This window comes from Pelagerythrobacter marensis (genome assembly GCF_036700095.1).
Taxonomy (GTDB): domain Bacteria; phylum Pseudomonadota; class Alphaproteobacteria; order Sphingomonadales; family Sphingomonadaceae; genus Pelagerythrobacter; species Pelagerythrobacter marensis_A.
In genome coordinates this window covers 2,085,530-2,101,510 of sequence record NZ_CP144918.1, presented here as the reverse complement: position 1 = coordinate 2,101,510, position 15,981 = coordinate 2,085,530, and the positions used below count along the sequence as shown (strand labels likewise).

General features: G+C 67.8%; 16 protein-coding genes. 12 read left to right on the top strand and 4 right to left on the bottom strand.

Translation table 11 applies throughout. The features are described from left to right. Window positions 1–496: 496 nt before the first annotated feature. Both V5F89_RS09910 and V5F89_RS09905 read right to left on the bottom strand, forming a co-directional pair. Window positions 497–1,870: a class II 3-deoxy-7-phosphoheptulonate synthase gene (locus tag V5F89_RS09910; RefSeq protein WP_338445489.1), complete on the bottom strand. Its 1,374-nt coding sequence runs from the start codon at window positions 1,868–1,870 to the stop codon at window positions 497–499. A 113-nt stretch (window positions 1,871–1,983) separates the two neighbouring features. Further along, a complete protein-coding gene (locus tag V5F89_RS09905) occupies window positions 1,984–4,935 on the bottom strand; it encodes a M16 family metallopeptidase (RefSeq protein ID WP_338445488.1) in 2,952 nt (983 codons plus the stop codon). Between the two features lie 100 nt (window positions 4,936–5,035). Between V5F89_RS09905 and V5F89_RS09900 the strand changes: the two genes are divergently transcribed. From V5F89_RS09900 to V5F89_RS09845, 12 genes are all read left to right on the top strand, one after another. Continuing rightward, the gene (locus V5F89_RS09900) at window positions 5,036–5,614 is read left to right on the top strand and encodes a NifU family protein (RefSeq protein WP_338445487.1); all 579 of its coding nucleotides are present in this window, start codon (window positions 5,036–5,038) and stop codon (window positions 5,612–5,614) included. A gap of 24 nt (window positions 5,615–5,638) precedes the next feature. Then, on the top strand, window positions 5,639–6,259 hold the full coding sequence (locus tag V5F89_RS09895) for a malonic semialdehyde reductase (protein WP_338445486.1): 621 nt from the start codon (window positions 5,639–5,641) through the stop codon (window positions 6,257–6,259). A 9-nt stretch (window positions 6,260–6,268) separates the two neighbouring features. Next, window positions 6,269–6,895 carry a tRNA (adenosine(37)-N6)-threonylcarbamoyltransferase complex dimerization subunit type 1 TsaB gene (gene tsaB, locus V5F89_RS09890; RefSeq protein WP_338445485.1) on the top strand — a complete coding sequence of 209 codons (627 nt, stop codon included), beginning with the start codon at window positions 6,269–6,271 and terminating at the stop codon, window positions 6,893–6,895. Then, entirely contained in the window at window positions 6,892–7,347 is a 456-nt protein-coding gene (gene rimI, locus V5F89_RS09885) for a ribosomal protein S18-alanine N-acetyltransferase (protein ID WP_338445484.1), read from the top strand. The genes tsaB and rimI overlap by 4 nt, the downstream gene beginning before the upstream one ends. A 149-nt stretch (window positions 7,348–7,496) precedes the next feature. Beyond that, window positions 7,497–7,940, top strand: a complete 444-nt coding sequence (locus V5F89_RS09880; protein ID WP_338445483.1) for a MucR family transcriptional regulator — start codon at window positions 7,497–7,499, stop codon at window positions 7,938–7,940. 79 nt (window positions 7,941–8,019) lie between these two features. Further along, window positions 8,020–8,451 (top strand): Fur family transcriptional regulator, encoded by a 432-nt coding sequence (locus V5F89_RS09875; protein WP_338445482.1) that lies wholly within the window; start codon window positions 8,020–8,022, stop codon window positions 8,449–8,451. A 1-nt stretch (window position 8,452) separates the two neighbouring features. Continuing rightward, window positions 8,453–9,301: a lysophospholipid acyltransferase family protein gene (locus V5F89_RS09870; protein ID WP_338445481.1), complete on the top strand. Its 849-nt coding sequence runs from the start codon at window positions 8,453–8,455 to the stop codon at window positions 9,299–9,301. 62 nt (window positions 9,302–9,363) lie between these two features. Next, the gene (gene miaB / locus V5F89_RS09865) at window positions 9,364–10,710 is read left to right on the top strand and encodes a tRNA (N6-isopentenyl adenosine(37)-C2)-methylthiotransferase MiaB (protein WP_338445480.1); all 1,347 of its coding nucleotides are present in this window, start codon (window positions 9,364–9,366) and stop codon (window positions 10,708–10,710) included. 245 nt (window positions 10,711–10,955) lie between these two features. Further along, window positions 10,956–11,984: a PhoH family protein gene (locus V5F89_RS09860; protein ID WP_338445479.1), complete on the top strand. Its 1,029-nt coding sequence runs from the start codon at window positions 10,956–10,958 to the stop codon at window positions 11,982–11,984. A 55-nt stretch (window positions 11,985–12,039) separates the two neighbouring features. Next, window positions 12,040–12,543, top strand: a complete 504-nt coding sequence (gene ybeY / locus V5F89_RS09855) for an rRNA maturation RNase YbeY (RefSeq protein ID WP_338445478.1) — start codon at window positions 12,040–12,042, stop codon at window positions 12,541–12,543. Between the two features lie 5 nt (window positions 12,544–12,548). After that, complete coding sequence (locus V5F89_RS09850) at window positions 12,549–13,466, top strand: hemolysin family protein (protein ID WP_338445477.1); 918 nt, start codon at window positions 12,549–12,551, stop codon at window positions 13,464–13,466. Between the two features lies 1 nt (window position 13,467). Beyond that, a complete protein-coding gene (locus V5F89_RS09845) occupies window positions 13,468–14,358 on the top strand; it encodes a LysR substrate-binding domain-containing protein (RefSeq protein WP_338445476.1) in 891 nt (296 codons plus the stop codon). A 202-nt stretch (window positions 14,359–14,560) separates the two neighbouring features. On the opposite strand, the gene V5F89_RS09840 is transcribed toward V5F89_RS09845, so the two are convergent. Together V5F89_RS09840 and V5F89_RS09835 are read right to left on the bottom strand one after the other, a co-directional pair. Then, window positions 14,561–15,469: a hypothetical protein gene (locus V5F89_RS09840; protein WP_338445475.1), complete on the bottom strand. Its 909-nt coding sequence runs from the start codon at window positions 15,467–15,469 to the stop codon at window positions 14,561–14,563. A 6-nt stretch (window positions 15,470–15,475) separates the two neighbouring features. Further along, window positions 15,476–15,940 carry a peptidylprolyl isomerase gene (locus V5F89_RS09835; RefSeq protein WP_338445474.1) on the bottom strand — a complete coding sequence of 155 codons (465 nt, stop codon included), beginning with the start codon at window positions 15,938–15,940 and terminating at the stop codon, window positions 15,476–15,478. Between the last annotated feature and the right edge of the window lie 41 nt (window positions 15,941–15,981).

The window sequence follows — 15,981 nt, the reverse complement described above, 5'->3', positions numbered from 1 at the left end:
CGCAGGTGCGCGTGGGCGGGCGGTCATGGTCAGACCGTCGAGCTCGACCCGAACCGCAGCCGGAAGCCCGCGATCGGATGTGCGCCCACGCGCCCTCGGGCACCCTGCCCCCTTCTTCGGGCGGGCTCTCCCCGAACGGCGGAGCGGGCAACGGTGGTGCGGCGGATCAGCCGCAAGGCCGGACGGGACTGTGCGCGAGCTCTTGCCCCCCGGCCTGCCGATCGACGGGAACAGAGCCGAGCCGGACGCGCCGCGGGATGGGCGTACACCGGCCGTTCGCAGACAGGACAAATCCCCGCCCGCCTGCCCCATTCGTGCGCACACTCTGGTGCTGCGCCGGCCGCGCGGTTCCCTTGCCGGAAAAACTCCCGGCACTTCCAAGGCGTTACTGTCCGGGCTCGCCGCCGGATGCCTTCCCATACGCGCAAACCATAACAGCCAATGCCCGCCGGATACCGGCCGGGCCGGTGCCGCTTCGGCCTTGCTGAAAACGACTCTAGGCCGCGTCGGCCTGGCGGCTGCCGGTCTCCAGCCGGATCATGTCCGCCAGCAGGAACGCGAGTTCGAGCGACTGCGCGGCGTTGAGGCGCGGGTCGCAGTGGGTGTGGTAGCGGTCGCCCAGCGCCTCGTCGGTGATCGCGATCGCGCCGCCGGTGCATTCGGTCACGTCCTGCCCGGTCATTTCGATATGAATGCCGCCCGCGTGAGTCCCTTCGGCACGATGGACCGCGAAGAAGCCCTTCACCTCGCTCAGAATGCGATCGAAGGGGCGAGTCTTGAAGCCGCTTTCGGACTTGATGACGTTGCCGTGCATCGGGTCGCAGCTCCACACCACCGGGTGTCCTTCGCGTGCCACGGCGCGCACCAGCCGGGGTAAACCGGCTTCCACCTTGTCGTGCCCGAACCGGCTGATCAGCGTGATCCGCCCCGGCTCGCGCGCGGGATTGAGCGTGTCGAGGAGACCCAGCAGCACGTCCGGCTCGAGGCTCGGCCCGCATTTTAGGCCCAGCGGGTTGCCGATTCCGCGGACGAATTCGACATGCGCGCTGCCTTCGAACCGGGTGCGGTCGCCGATCCAGACCATGTGCGCGCTGGTGTCGTACCAGTCGCCGGTCAGCGAATCCTGCCGCGTCATCGCCTGTTCGTAAGGCAGCAGCAGCGCCTCGTGACTGGTGTAGAAACTGGTGCCCTGGAGCTGCGGCACGGTGGCCGGATCGACTCCGCACGCCTCCATGAAATCGAGCGCCTCGCCGATCCGGTCGGCGGTTTCGGCGAACTTTTCGGCCCACGGGCTGCGGCCCATGAAATCGAGCGTCCATTGGTGCACCTGGCGCAAGTTGGCATAGCCGCCGCCGGCAAAGGCGCGCAGCAGGTTCAGCGTCGCCGCCGCCTGCGAATAGGCGCGCACCATGCGCTGCGGATCGTTGCGCCGCGCCTCGGGCGTGAATTCGATCCCGTTGACATTGTCGCCGAAATAGCTGGGGAGCGTGACCCCGTCCTTGGTTTCGGTCGGCGCGCTGCGCGGCTTGGCGAACTGGCCCGCCATGCGGCCCACTTTCACCACCGGCAGCTTGCCCGCGAACGTGAGGACCACCGCCATCTGCAACAGCACGCGGAAGGTGTCGCGAATGTTGTTCGGGTGGAATTCGGCGAAACTTTCGGCGCAGTCGCCGCCCTGGATCAGGAAGCCGCGCCCTTCCGAAACTTCGGCCAGTTCCGCCTTCAGCGCGCGCGCCTCGCCCGCGAAGACGAGCGGCGGATAGGCGCCCAGCGTCGCCTCGACCGCTTCGAGCGCCTGCGCATCGTCGTAGCCCGGCAGGTGCCGTGCCTCGTGCGTCTTCCAGCTATCGGGTGTCCAGTTGCGCGCCACTGATCGTACTCTTTCGTGTTTTCGAAACGGCAGCCATTGAACGCGACGCCGCGCCGCGCCGCAAGGGCAAATAACTTTCGGGCGCTGATGGTTGCGCTACGCCTCGCGCGCCGTCAACGGCCCGCCGGGGACGCCCGCGCCGGCGACGCGGCGGGCCCGCGCACCAGTTCCTGCCCTTCGGGGATCACCGCCAGCCGGAACCCGGGCCGCGCGGCGAGATACTTGCGCGCCAGCGCCTGCATCGCCTGCGGCGTGGTGATCGTGTAATCGTTGAGCAGCGAACGCACGAGCTGGACCCGGCGCGGATCGCGAGTCGCACCTTCGAGCTGGTACATCCAGAACATGTTGCCGGTCGACGCCCGGTTGATCAGCTGGCGCAGCGGCTCGGTCACCCGGGCCAGCTCGTCCTCGGTCGGGGGGTTGGCGACGAGATCGGCCGCGATCTCGTCCGCCGCGGCGAAGAAGGCGGGCACGTCTTCCGGGCGCAGTTGCGCGATCGCGGCGATCCGGCCGCCTTCGGCAAGGTCGGTCGGCCAGCTGTTGGAGACTTGCGGGGCATAGCTCGCCCCGGCGCGTTCGCGCATCGCATCGATCAGGCGGTTGCTGAACAGATTGGCGAGGATTTCGAGCTGGCGCGATTCGGGCAGGCGCTCGACCCCGCCGCCGGTCGGCCAGGCGATCACGGCCGCCGCCTGGTTGGCATCGCCGCGATGGTGCAGCACGACCGTGTCGGCCGAAGGGGCGGGAAAATCGGGCGTACGCGCGGCCACTTCGGCCGGGATCGGCGTGCGCGCGGGCAAGGCGCCGAAAGTGCGGCGCAGCGTTTCCAGCGTGGCATCGCGGTCGAACTCGCCGAAAATCGCGACTTCGATCGGCCCCTGGCGCAGCAGCGGCGCCCAGACTTCGCGGAAGCCCTCGGGCGTCGCGCTTTCCAGCGTCGCCAGGTCGGGCGTGGCATAGAGCGGGTCGCGGTCGCGCAGATAGTATTCGAGATCGCGGCTCAACACCGCGCCCGGGCTGGTCGCGAGGCTTTCGTAAGCGAGCCGGGCCGCGGCCTTGGCCCGCTGCACCGGATTCTCGTCCCACCGCGGCATCGCGAACTTGGCGGCGAAGAGATAGAGCTGGTCGGCCAGATCCGCCTTGCGCGTCTGGGCCGAGAAAGTGAACGCCGCATCGCCGATTTCGAAATCGAAGGCCATCTTGCGCCCGGTGGAGATGCGATCCAGCTCCTCCTGCCCCAGGTCGCCCACGCCCGACTGGACCAGCGCCCGTTCGCCCAATTCGCGATAGACCGCGTCGCCTTCGTCGAAAGCGCGCATCCCCGCGCCGAAACGGACGCGCACCGCGACGCGGCCCGGCTCTCCGTCGTTCGCCCACAGGATCGCGGTGACGCCGTTGCCCAGCTCGACCCGCTCGATACCCAGCAGGCCCAGCGGCTCCACGCTCGCCACCTCTCCCGGTTCGCCGATCGCCGGCAGGTCGGCGAACGAGATCGGGCTCGCGTCGAGCCGCGCGCTGCCGTCGGGCGCGACATCTTCGCGCAGCGCGGCCTTGAGCGCTTCGGCATCCGCCTCGCCGATCGCGGGGGTGACATAGACCGCGCGCACGACGTCGCCGGCGAACAGCGCGCGCGTATGCTCCAGCACCGCCTCGGGCGTCAGCTTGTCGCGCATCCCGCGAAACACGGTCAGCACCGTTTCCGGCGCGGCGACGGTTTCGCGGATATCGACCGCGTTGACGATATCGTCGGCCAGCTTCGACCCGGCCATGACCGCGCGCTGTTCCACCGTGCTGGCGAAGATCACGTCGAATTCGGCCACTTCGCGGGCGATTTCCTCCTCCGAAGGCGGGGTGGCGAGCGCGTCGGCGATGACCGCGCGCACGTCTTTCAACGCCGCCTGCCAGTCGCCCGAAAGCGGCGCGACGGTGACGAAAGTGGCATCGGTGGAGCGGCTGACGTCGTCCTGCCGGACCTGGGCGTAGAGATAGGATCCGCCGGCCCGCGCCCGCGCCTCCAGCCGGCGGTTGATCAGTGCCTGCGCCAGCGAATCGGTCAGCAGCCCTTCGTTGTAGGCAATCGTATCGTCGACCTGCCGCCAGGGGCGCATGATCGCGTACGTGAGCGAGCGCGGCATGTCCGGCTCCACCAGCACGGCGGTTTCGCCGACCGGGTTGTCGCCCTGCGCGCCGGGCGGCGGAACGGGGTCGCCGAAGCTCGGCGCCGCGACCGGCGGGCCCTTGCCCTGCCAGTCGCCGAACCACTCCTCCACCAGCTGCGCCAGGCGGATCGGATCGACGTCGCCGGCCGCCACGATCACCGTGTTTTCCGGGCGGTACCAGCGGTCGTGAAACGCCTGGACCGCCTCGGCCGTGGCGCCCTTCAGCGTTTCCTCGGTGCCGATCGGCATACGCTCGGCCAGCGGCTGGCCGGCGAACAGCGTCTTGCGCGTCCCTTCGACAACGCGCTCCTCCGCGCCGCCGCGCTCGCGCTTTTCCGCCAGCACGATCGGCACTTCGGCGGCAAGGTTGGCCTCGTTCAGCACCGGTTCGCGCATCATGCCCGACAGCAGCTTGAAGCTTTCCTCCAGCGCCTGCGGCGTCGCATTGGGCAGATCGAGCTTGTAGACGGTGTGGGTGGGCGAGGTCTCGGCATTGGTATCGCTGCCGAACGTCGCGCCGAGCCGCTGCCAGGTCGGAATAGCCATCGACGGGCCGAGATACTTGCTCTCGCGGAAGCTCAGGTGCTCCATCAGATGGGCGAAGCCGCGTTCCTCGTCGCGTTCGTGCAGCGATCCGGCATCGATGCGGATGCGGATCGAAACCTGCCGCGGGGGCACGCCGTTCTGGCGCACCGCATAGCGCAGGCCGTTGTCCATCTCTCCGAACAGCCATTCCTCGTCGCGGGGAACGTCGCTGCCGCGGTAGATCCACGGCACCTCGTCCCCCGTCTGGAGCGATTCGGGCGCATCGGCGGGCACGGCCACCTGCGCCGTGGCGGAGGGCACGACCAGAGCGAGGGGAAGGAGAAGCGCGAACTGCCGGACGGCACGCGAAAGATGATTCATGCCCGGCATATAGGAGCCCGGGGCCTGAAGGGATAGTGAATGCACGCAGGCGCCCGTTTGCGGCCTTGTTCATGCCCCGGCCCCACCCTACATCGTCCCCATGTTCATCGAGACCGAAACCACGCCCAATCCCGCCAGCCTGAAATTCCTTCCGGGCCGGCAGGTCATGCCCTCGGGAACCCGGGAGTTCCCCAGCCCCGAAGCGGCGGAGGCGAGCCCGCTGGCGCAGGCGATTTTCGACACCGGCGAAGTCACGAACGTCTTCTTCGGCAGCGATTTCATCGCCGTCACCGCCGCGCCGGGGGTGGAATGGAGCGCGCTCAAGCCGCAGGTGGTCTCGATCCTGCTCGATCATTTCGTGTCCGAAGCGCCGCTCTTCGCCGGCGGCGACGCCGGCGGCATTGCCGTGCCGGGCGAGGATGCGATGCTGGTGGAGGAAGACCCTGCCGACACCGATATCGTCGCGCAGATCAACGAGCTGCTCGAAACCCGCGTCCGCCCTGCAGTGGCCGGCGACGGGGGCGACATCCAGTATCGCGGCTTCCGCGACGGCGTCGTCTATCTGCAGCTCCAGGGCGCCTGTTCGGGCTGCCCGAGTTCGACCGCGACGCTGAAACACGGGATCGAGGGCCTGCTGAAGCACTACGTGCCCGAAGTGACCGAGGTTCGCGCCGCCTGACCGTTCGCACCGGGGGGAACAACGATGACGAAACAGTTTCACGACCACACGCTGTCGAACGACGCGCTGGACCAGCTTTTCCGCGAGGCGCGCAGCTACAACGGCTGGCTCGACAAGCCGGTTTCCGACGCGCAGATCGAGGCCATCCACGCGCTGATGAAAATGGGGCCGACTTCGGCCAACATGCAGCCTGCGCGAATTATCTGGGCCAAGTCGCAGGACGCGCGCGACCGCCTTTCCTCTTTGGCGATGGAGGGGAACCGCAAGAAGATCGAAACCGCGCCCGTCGTCGCGATCGTCGGCTACGACATCGATTTTCACGAGAACCTGCCCTGGCTGTTCCCGCATACCGATGCGAAAAGCTGGTTCGAAGGGGACGAGGACGGGCGGCGCAGCCATGCCTTTCGCAATTCCTCGCTCCAGGGCGCCTACCTGATGCTCGCCGCGCGCGCGCTGGGCCTCGATTGCGGCCCGATGTCGGGGTTCGACAACGACGCGGTGGACAAGGAATTCTTTGCCCCGGACCCGAAATTCGGCCCGCGCGTGCGCAGCAATTTCATCTGCGGAATCGGCTATGGCGATGCGTCGACGATCTTCGACCGCAGCCCCCGGCCCGATTTCGATACGTTCTGCACCATCGCCTGACCGCCCCCGATGCGGATCCTGGCGATCGAATGCGCGACCGAAGCCTGTTCGGTCGCGCTCTTCGAAGGCGGCGAGGCCATCGCGCACGATCACCGCGTGCTGGGCCGCGGCCACGCCGAACGCCTGGTGCCGATGATCGCCGGCCTGCCCGAGCGCGGGCGGGCGGAACGCATTCTGGTCTCGCTCGGCCCCGGCAGCTTTACCGGGGTGCGGATCGGCATCGCGACCGCGCGGGCGCTGGGATATGCCTGGGGCGCGGAAGTGGCCGGATATCCGACCCTGGCGCTGGTCGCCGCGGTCGTGCGCGCCGGGCGGCCGGGCGAACCGCTCGCCGTCTGCACCACAGGGGGGCACGGCGAATGGTTCGTGCAACAGTTCGGCGGAGACGGAACCGCGCTGGACGAAGCGCGCTCGCTGACGCCGCAGCAGGCCGCCGCCGTGCTCGACGCGCCGCTGGTCGGCGGCACCCAGGCGGAAGCGCTGGTCGCACTGCGCGGCACGGGCGAGGCGATCGCTCGCCATCCCGATGCCCGCCACGCGCTCGATATTCCGGGCGCCGAACTGTGCCGCGACGTGCGCCCGGTCTACGGCCGGCCGCCGGATGCGACGCCCGCCGCGCCGGGAGGCCCGGCGTGAACGACGATCTCGACCGTATCATGGCGGTGATGGACGCGGCTTTCGATCCGGCCTGGGGAGAGGCCTGGACGCGGCGCCAGGTGGGGGATTCGCTGGCGCTGCCCGCCACGCATTACGCTTTCGCCGACGGTACCGGGGCGGAGCCTGCCGCCGGGGAGGACGCGGCGGGCTTCACTCTCACCCGTCACGCCCCGGGAGAAGAGGAACTGCTGCTGATCGCGGTCCGCCCGGAATGGCGCGGGCGCGGCGTGGGCCGGGCGCTGCTGTCCCGCGCGCTCGAGGCCGCACGCACGCGCGGTGCCGAGCGGATGTTTCTCGAAATGCGCGACAACAACCCGGCGCTTGCCCTTTATTCTCGCATGGGATTCGAACCGATCGGGCGCCGCAAGGCATACTATCGCCTGCCGGACGGTCAGTTTCGCGATGCAATTACATTTGGCCGCAAACTATAAGGTACGATTTGGGAAAAGGGGATGTGGAGTGACATTTTTGGGAACAAGTGTTGAATTATCGACTTTGACGGTCCATGCGATGCGGCGTGGATAAAAGTCCACGAGTTAAAAAAATACAATTTTGACCGATTGGTCTGTGTGAGGAAGAAATGGACAATATCGAAAACGACATGACGGAGACGCTGATCACGCTGACATCCGAGATCGTAGCAGCGCATGTGAGCAACAACAGTGTGTCGGTCGACGACGTGCCTTCGCTGATTTCCAATGTGTACGGCGCGCTTGCCGGTCTTGGAGAATCCGAAGTTCAGGAAGAGGCGCCGCCCGAACCGGCGGTTTCGATCCGTTCTTCGGTCAAGCCGGATTATATTGTCTGCCTGGAAGACGGCAAGAAGCTGAAAATGCTCAAGCGTTACCTGCGGACGAATTACGATATGTCGCCGGAAGAATATCGGGCGCGCTGGAACCTGCCGGCCGATTACCCGATGGTGGCGCCCAACTACGCCGAAAAGCGGCGCGAGCTGGCCAAGAAGATCGGCCTCGGCCGCAAGCCCGGCCAGAAGCGGGGCCGCCAGAAGAAGGCGGCCGAATAAGCGACGCAGCCCATGCTTGAGAAGAACGCCCGGTGCCGTTAAGGCAACCGGGCGTTTTTCTTTTGCCATAGGGTAGCCCGTGTCCCAGCGGATCGATCTCGAACAATTGTGCGCCGACCGCGGACTGCGCATCACCGAACAGCGGCGCGTAATCGCCCGGGTGCTTTCCGAAAGCGAAGACCACCCCGACGTGGAGCAGCTGCATCAGCGCGCCTCGGCGATCGATCCCAAGATATCGATCGCCACGGTGTACCGCACAGTGCGCCTGTTCGAGGAAGCGGGTATTCTCGACCGGCACGATTTCGGCGACGGGCGCGCGCGTTACGAGGCGGCGCCGGAGGCGCACCACGACCACCTGATCGATGTGGAAAGCGGCAAAGTGGTCGAATTCGTCGATCCCGAGCTGGAGGCGCTGCAGAAAGTGATCGCCGAACGGCTCGGCTATCGCCTCGTCGACCACCGGATGGAGCTTTACGGCGTCAAGCTGGACCGCGGCGACAAGGCCAGCTGACATGGACCCGGCGCTGCGCGAGGCCGCGGCGCGCGGAGAGAGCACCCCGATTTCCATCGCGGGCTGGCTGCGCCTGACAATGCGGGTGGCGGCATTGGCGCTCGCACTGCTGGTCTGCGTTCCGCTGCACTATCTCTATCGCCTGTTCGCCTACGGATCGCCGTTTCCGCGCCTGTTCCTCGGCCTGGCCGCGCGGATTGCCGGCGCCCGGGTGGAGCGGATCGGGGTGCCGCTGCGCCGCGACGTGTTCTTCATCGCCAACCACGTATCGTGGATCGACATTCTCGCGCTCGCCGGGGCGAGCGGGACCGCCTTCGTCGCCAAGCACGAACTCGGCCAGGCGCCGGTCGTCGGCTGGCTCAGCCGGCTGAACCGCACGGTTTTCGTGCAGCGGGAAAACCGCCTTGGCGTGGCCGAACAGATCAATGCCTTGCGCGAGGCGCTGGAGGACAACTGGTCGATCACCGTCTTTCCCGAAGGGACGACCACCGACGGGCGCTCGCTGCTGCCCTTCAAGACCTCGATGCTCTCCGTGCTCGAACCGCCGCCGCCCGGCGTGCTCGTTCAACCCGTGCTGATCGATTATGGCCCGGTGGGGGAGGAGATCGGCTGGATCGGCGAGGAAAGCGGGCTCAACAATGCCCGGCGCATCCTGGCGCGCAAGGGCCGCATCCCGGTCAGGCTGCATTTCCTCGAACCTTTCAGCCTCGAGGAATTCCGCGGCCGCAAGGCCATCGGCGCCCGGGCGCGCGCCGCGATCGAGGCCGCGCTCCTGACCGCGCTGGGCGAGCCGCTGCGCGCCTTCCGGCACGATGTCGTGCCGGTTCGCTACAACGCGCCCCGCGGCTAGCCCCCCGGGCCTGGCTGGACGGGAGTTTCAAAGCGCCCCCGCCTCCGCTATAGGCGCGCGCCATGCGACAGAGTGCCCCACCCCGGACCTACAGGGTCAAGAGCTTCGGCTGCCAGATGAACGTCTACGACGGCGAGCGCATGGCGGAACTGCTGGCCGAGAAGGGCATCGCCCCCGCGGCAGAGGGCGAGGAGGCCGATCTGGTCGTGCTCAACACCTGCCATATCCGCGAGAAAGCGGCGGAGAAGGTCTATTCCGACATCGGCCGGCTGGCCAAGGCGGGCGAAGCGCGCGGGCGCAAGCCGCTGATCGCGGTCGCCGGTTGCGTCGCCCAGGCGGAAGGGGAGGAGATCATGGCCCGCGCCCCGGCGGTGAGCATGGTGGTCGGCCCGCAGGCCTATCACCGCCTGCCGGCCATGCTCGACCGCGCGGTCGCGGGCGAGCGGGCGACCGACACCGACATGCCGCCGATCGCCAAGTTCGATGCCCTTCCCGCCCGGCGCACCAGCCCGCCGGCCGCGTTCCTGACCGTGCAGGAAGGGTGCGACAAGTTCTGCACGTATTGCGTGGTGCCCTATACACGGGGCGCGGAAATCTCCCGCCCCTACAACGATCTTGTGGCCGAAGCGCACAGGCTGGTCGAAGCCGGCGCGCGCGAGATCACCCTGCTGGGCCAGAACGTTTCGGCCTGGAGTGGAGAGGACGCGCGCGGCCGCGCGATCGGGCTGGCGGGCCTGATCCGCGATCTGGCGGAAATCGACGGTCTGGCGCGCATCCGCTATACCACAAGCCACCCGGCCGACATGGACGACGCGCTGATCGCCGCGCACGGCGAGATCGAGAAGCTGATGCCGTTCCTCCACTTGCCGGTCCAGGCGGGCAGCGACCGCGTGCTCAGGGCGATGAACCGCAGCCATACCGCGGAAAGCTATCTCAAGCTGCTCGACCGGTTCCGGGCCGCGCGGCCGGACCTTGCCCTGTCGGGCGATTTCATCGTCGGCTTCCCCGGCGAAACCGACGCGGAGTTCGAGGAGACGTTGCAGCTGGTCGACGCGGTCGGCTATGCCCAGGCGTTCAGCTTCAAGTATTCGCCCCGCCCCGGCACGCCCGCCGCGACGATGGACGGGCAGGTCCCGCGCGCGGTGATGGACGAGCGGCTGCAACGTCTCCAGGCCGCGCTCAACCGCGACCAGCTCGCTTTCAACCGCGCCTCCGTCGGCCGGACTTGCGAAGTGCTGGTGGAGCGCAAGGGCAAGCACCCCGGCCAATGGCTCGGCAAGTCCCCCTGGCTGCAATCGGTGTGGTTCGAAGGCGAGGCGGCCATCGGCGATATCGTGACGCTCGATCTCGCCGAAGCGGGTCCCAACTCGCTCGCGGGCAAGCTGCGCGAGCCCGCTTTCAGCGCCTGATTCGAGATTCGGCACCGGCCTCCCCCTTTTCCGATCCCCAGCGAAGGCTGGGGTCTCAGGCCGTCGGGCAGAGCGCCAGCGGCCGGAGACCCCGGCCTGCGCCGGGGATCATGAGAGATTTGAAACGCGGGCGCACGTTCTCGCGCATCATTGCAGTTCGATAACAATCCACTGCCGCGTGCAGGCACCAAGCTTGCCTCCCGCGCGTTGCGATCTAGATTCCGGTCCAGCGACGAAAGGATTGCATGGGACGAAGACCGAACAGCGCCGACAGGCCGATCTCCCCGCCGCCCAGCCCGCAGCGGGAGACCCGGCGGGCCAGGACCGAGTTGAGCTTCGATGACCAGTCGCTGCTCGTCCCGCTGTTCGGCCAGTTCGATGCGAACCTGGTGCAGGTGGAAAACCGGCTGGGCGTGCTCATCTCCGCGCGCGGCGATCAGGTGCTGATCGAAGGGCCGGAGGATTCGGTCGCCCGCGCGCGCGACGTGCTGCAGGCGATGTACAGCCGGCTTGCACGAGGCGAGGAGCTGGATACCGGAGCGATCGAATCGCTCGTCGCGATGTCGAACGAGCCGACGCTGGAAGGGATCATCTCGGGCGAAAGCAACGGCCCGCCGATCATGATCCGCACGCGCCGCAAGACGATCGTGCCCCGCTCGGCCGGGCAGATCCCCTATATGCGCCAGCTCGCCCGCGACGAGATCATCTTCGCGCTCGGCCCGGCGGGGACCGGCAAGACCTATCTCGCGGTCGCCCAGGCCGTCAGCCAGCTGATTACCGGCAATGTCCAGCGTCTGATCCTCAGCCGTCCCGCGGTCGAGGCGGGGGAGCGGATCGGCTTCCTGCCCGGCGACATGAAGGAGAAAGTCGATCCCTACCTGCGCCCGCTCTACGACGCGCTGTACGACTGCATGCCGCCCGAACAGGTCGAACGGCACCTGATGTCGGGCGTGATCGAGGTCGCGCCGATCGCCTTCATGCGCGGGCGCACGCTGGCCGACGCCTTCGTGATTCTGGACGAGGCGCAGAACACGACGCGCGAGCAGATGAAGATGTTCCTCACCCGCTTCGGGCAGAACAGCCGCATGGTCGTGTGCGGCGATCCGAAGCAGGTCGATATCCCCGGCGGCGACGCGACCAGCGGCCTGGCCGACGCGGTCTCGCGGCTCGAAGGGGTGGAAGGCATCGCGGTCAGCCGCTTCACCTCCGCCGACGTGGTGCGCCACCCGATCGTGGGCCGGATCGTCGACGCTTACGAGGGGCCGCCCGAATGACCGCGATTCGCAGGGGCGAAGCCGCCGGCTGGCGCGACCGGAAGGCCGCGGGCTGATGGACCTCGACATAGAAATCGACGGCTGGCCGGGCACCTGCGACTGGGCCGACTTGTCCTATCGTGCCGCCGAGGCGGCGGAGAAAGTCGCGCCCGAACTCGCCAACCCGCGCCTGACCGCCAGCGTGCTGTTCACGCTGGACGAGGACGTGCAGCGGCTGAACCGCGAATGGCGGACGAAGGACAAGCCGACCAACGTCCTGTCCTTCCCCATGCTCCTGCGCGACGAGCTGACCGGCCTCGCCCCGGAAGGCGGGCCGGAAATGCTCGGCGATCTGGCGCTGGCGTGGGAAACCTGCCGGCGCGAAGCAGCGGAAAAGGGGATCGCGGTCGAGGATCACACGGCGCACCTGCTGGTCCACGGGTTCCTGCATCTGGCAGGCTACGACCACGAGATTTCCGACCGCGATGCCGACGCCATGGAGGCGCTGGAAATAAAGGCGCTTGCGATTCTGGGCCTGCCGGACCCATATGGCGACCGGGACAACCAGGAGCACGCTTGAGGGCCATGCCCGATTCCGAAAATTCAGCCGGAGATGCGGACAGTAGAAGCGGGCTTTGGCACGCGATCCGCAGATTCTTCGATGGCGAGAGCGACCGCTCGCTGCGCGCGCAGCTTGAAGAAGCGATCGACGAGCACGAGGACGAGGAAACCGCCAACGGGGGGGAGGAAACGCGCACCGACGGCGATCTGTCCTCGGTCGAGCGGCAGATGCTGCGCAACATCCTCCATTTCAGCGAGCACGACGCCGACGATATGGCCGTGCCGCGGGGCGAGATCGTCGCGGTCGACGCCACGATCGGGTGGGACGAACTGGTCGCGACCTTTTCCGAGAACGGCCATTCGCGCATGCCGGTCTATCGCGACACGCTGGACGACGTGATCGGGATGATCCACATCAAGGACGTCTTCCCCTATCTCGCGCAGGGCAAGCCTCCGCCGGAAGACTGGACCGTGCTGATGCGCCAGCCGCTCTACGTTCCGCAGGCGCGCGGCGCGCTGGACGTGCTGGCCGACATGCGGGCCCAGCGCACCCACCTTGCCATCGTGGTCGACGAATTTTCGGGCACCGACGGAATCATCACGATCGAGGATCTGGTGGAGGAGATCGTCGGCGATATCGAGGACGAGCACGACGAGACGCCCGAACAATGGATCGTTCCGATCGGCGAAGGCATGTGGGACTGCGATGCCCGGGCCGAGCTGGAGGACGTGGCCAAGCAGGTCGATTCGCGACTGGCCGAGGTGGAAGAATCGGTCGATACGCTGGGCGGGCTGACCTTCATCCTCGCCGAGCAGGTGCCGCCGGTGGGAACGGTCGTCAGCCATCCCAGCGGCTGGCGGATCGAGGTGACGGCGGGCGACGCCACCCACGTCACCCGCCTGCGGCTGCACCCGCCCGAACCCATGCCGGCCGAAGACTGATATGCCCAAGCCCACCCGCCGCCTGCCGCCGCTGCGCGCGCTCGAAGCCTTCATGCGCACGGTGCGGCTGGGGTCCGCGCGCGCCGCGGCGGAGGAAATCGGCCTCAGCCCCTCCGCCCTGTCGCGCAGGATCGGCAACCTGGAGGAATTCGTCGGCAAGAAACTGTTCACCCGCGCCCGGCAGGCGATGCAGCTGACCGACGAGGGGCACCAGTTCTACGAAGCGGTGAGCCCCCATTTCGAAGCGCTGGCGCGCGCGGTGGAGGGGCAGTCGGAAAACCTTTCGCTGCTGCGCCTGCATCTGGGCGTCCTCCCGCTGTTCGGCACCCAGCGCCTGTTTCCGCGCCTTACCGAGCTGCGCGAACTCCATCCCCGGCTGCACATCGATATCGACACCGGGCCGCATCTCGAAACGCGCGTCGGCGATACGCTGGACGCGGCGATCATCCTGTCGCGCGGCCCCGACCGGTCGCTGCACGCCGTGCGGCTCGATTACAACAAAGTCCACGCGATCTGCCGGCAGGAACTGGCCGACGAACTGGGCGAGGCGCCGGTTATCGACCGGCTGGCGAAGCAGACGTTCCTGGTTCACACCGAACTGCCCGCCAGCTTCGAGGCGTGGAAACGCGCGCTCGACCTCGACGATCTGGAACCCGCGGCGATCGACCACTACGATTCGGGCCAGCTCATCCTGGAGGCCGCCGCCCAGGGCCTCGGCATCGCGATCATGCACGACGACCACTTCCGCCGCGCATCCGACCGCCGCCTGACCAACCTCTACGACGTCGAGGTCGAAAGCCCCTACAGCTACTGGTTCGTGTGCAAGCCGACCGCGCTGGAAGAACGGCCCGTACGCCTGTTCCACGACTGGCTGGTGAAGGCCGAGCTTTAGCGGGCTCGGGTCGGACCGGCACTCCCGCGTCGCGCGTCACCCAGATCGCGCCAGTGGCTTGAGACCCCGGCCTTCGCCGGGGATCGGCGAGGGTGCGGAATATGCGTGCGTCCCAGCGAAGGCCGGGACCTCGGGCTGCCAGGCACAACAGTCGTTCGCTCGAAGGCAGAAGAACTTTGCGTTCACGCGAACAGCGGTGCGTTCAATCGTCCTCGATCCGCCGCTTGTGCCGGCAGGCGCCCCGGGGCGGCACATCGGCGCCGGGGTGCGGTTTGTCCGCCGGGCCGCATTCGATCGGCGGCTTGGCAATGGCGTTCTCGCCCAGCGAGGCCAGCGCTTCGCCGTCGTCGTAGGCCGCGATCCAGGTCAGGCATTCGGCCAGCTTGCGGACCGAATGGTCTTTCCACGGCGCACCGCGCGGGCGGCAGTTCACGACCAGCATATCCTGCAGGAACATTGCGCTGCCGGTGGGCAGGCCGCGCAGCGCCTCCCCCCGTTCGGCCACCGCCAGCCGCCGGTTGGCCGCCGGCTCCTCCGGCGCGGAAAAGCGCGGCGAGGGATTGAAGGCATATGACCGGGTGCGCGGCTCGCGCAGGGCGACGTAAGTGGCGATCGCGCCGCCCAGCGAATGGCCGGTCAGCGTGATCGGCACCGCGTCGAGACCCTGTGCATCGAGCGCCTTGCGCTGCTCGGCATAAGTGTCCCAGCCCCGCTCGTTGTGGCGCGCGCGGATATTGCCGAACACCCAGTCGTCGAAACTGTCCATCTCGGTGCCGCGGAAGGCGATCACGCGTTCGGCCAGCTTGCGTTCGCCGCCCTCGCCCGGCGTGAAACGGTCATAAACGACGTAGGCATATCCCGCCTTCCCCTCGTGCACGGGGCCCGTCTGTTCGAAGCCGGGGGGCGGGTGGGGGAATTCCTCGTCGTCCTTGTAACTGTTGTTGGCCAGCTGGGCATATCGCCAGCTTTCCCCCGCCAGTTCGCGCGTGAAGCCGCACCAGCCGCCCGGCTCGTAAACGCACGGCGCGCGGGCCTGGGTCAGGTCGGTGGCGCAGGCCGACAGCATGGCTGCCGCACCCGCGCCGACCAGGGCCCGCAGGCAACGGGCCATTGCCCGTCAGCCCACCGTTGCCTTGACGATCTTGCCCGGTTCGCGGGGCGGCTCGCCCTTGGGCAGGGCGTCGATATGCTCCATCCCGCTTTCGACCTGGCCCCAGACGGTATATTGCCCGTCGAGGAAATGGGCGTCGTCGAAGCAGATGAAGAACTGGCTGTTGGCGCTGTCGGGCACCTGGGTGCGCGCCATCGAGCAGGTGCCGCGCACGTGCGGTTCGGAATTGAACTCCGCCTTCAGGTCGGGCCGGTCGCTGCCGCCCATGCCGGTGCCGGTCGGATCGCCGCCCTGGGCCATGAAGCCGGGGATGACGCGGTGGAACACGACCCCGTCGTAGAATCCTTCCTTCGCCAGATCCGTAATCCGTTCGACATGTCCCGGTGCGAGATCGGGGCGCAGCTTGATCACGACATCGCCGCCCTCCCCGTCGCCGGTGTCGAGTGTGAGGGTAAGCGTCTGATCGGTCATGGCGAAACTGTCTCCTGTTCGATTTCCGCGCCGGTATAGGC

Coding starts and splice junctions, on each gene's coding strand:
- V5F89_RS09860 (WP_338445479.1), top strand. CDS start 10,956: ATGGGACGAAGACCGAACAGCGCCGACAGGCCGATCTCCCCGCCGCCC.
- V5F89_RS09880 (WP_338445483.1), top strand. CDS start 7,497: ATGGACAATATCGAAAACGACATGACGGAGACGCTGATCACGCTGACA.
- V5F89_RS09870 (WP_338445481.1), top strand. CDS start 8,453: ATGGACCCGGCGCTGCGCGAGGCCGCGGCGCGCGGAGAGAGCACCCCG.
- V5F89_RS09850 (WP_338445477.1), top strand. CDS start 12,549: ATGCCCGATTCCGAAAATTCAGCCGGAGATGCGGACAGTAGAAGCGGG.
- V5F89_RS09840 (WP_338445475.1), bottom strand. CDS start 15,469: ATGGCCCGTTGCCTGCGGGCCCTGGTCGGCGCGGGTGCGGCAGCCATG.
- V5F89_RS09845 (WP_338445476.1), top strand. CDS start 13,468: ATGCCCAAGCCCACCCGCCGCCTGCCGCCGCTGCGCGCGCTCGAAGCC.
- tsaB (WP_338445485.1), top strand. CDS start 6,269: ATGCGGATCCTGGCGATCGAATGCGCGACCGAAGCCTGTTCGGTCGCG.
- miaB (WP_338445480.1), top strand. CDS start 9,364: ATGCGACAGAGTGCCCCACCCCGGACCTACAGGGTCAAGAGCTTCGGC.
- V5F89_RS09895 (WP_338445486.1), top strand. CDS start 5,639: ATGACGAAACAGTTTCACGACCACACGCTGTCGAACGACGCGCTGGAC.
- V5F89_RS09905 (WP_338445488.1), bottom strand. CDS start 4,935: ATGAATCATCTTTCGCGTGCCGTCCGGCAGTTCGCGCTTCTCCTTCCC.
- V5F89_RS09900 (WP_338445487.1), top strand. CDS start 5,036: ATGTTCATCGAGACCGAAACCACGCCCAATCCCGCCAGCCTGAAATTC.
- V5F89_RS09835 (WP_338445474.1), bottom strand. CDS start 15,940: ATGACCGATCAGACGCTTACCCTCACACTCGACACCGGCGACGGGGAG.
- ybeY (WP_338445478.1), top strand. CDS start 12,040: ATGGACCTCGACATAGAAATCGACGGCTGGCCGGGCACCTGCGACTGG.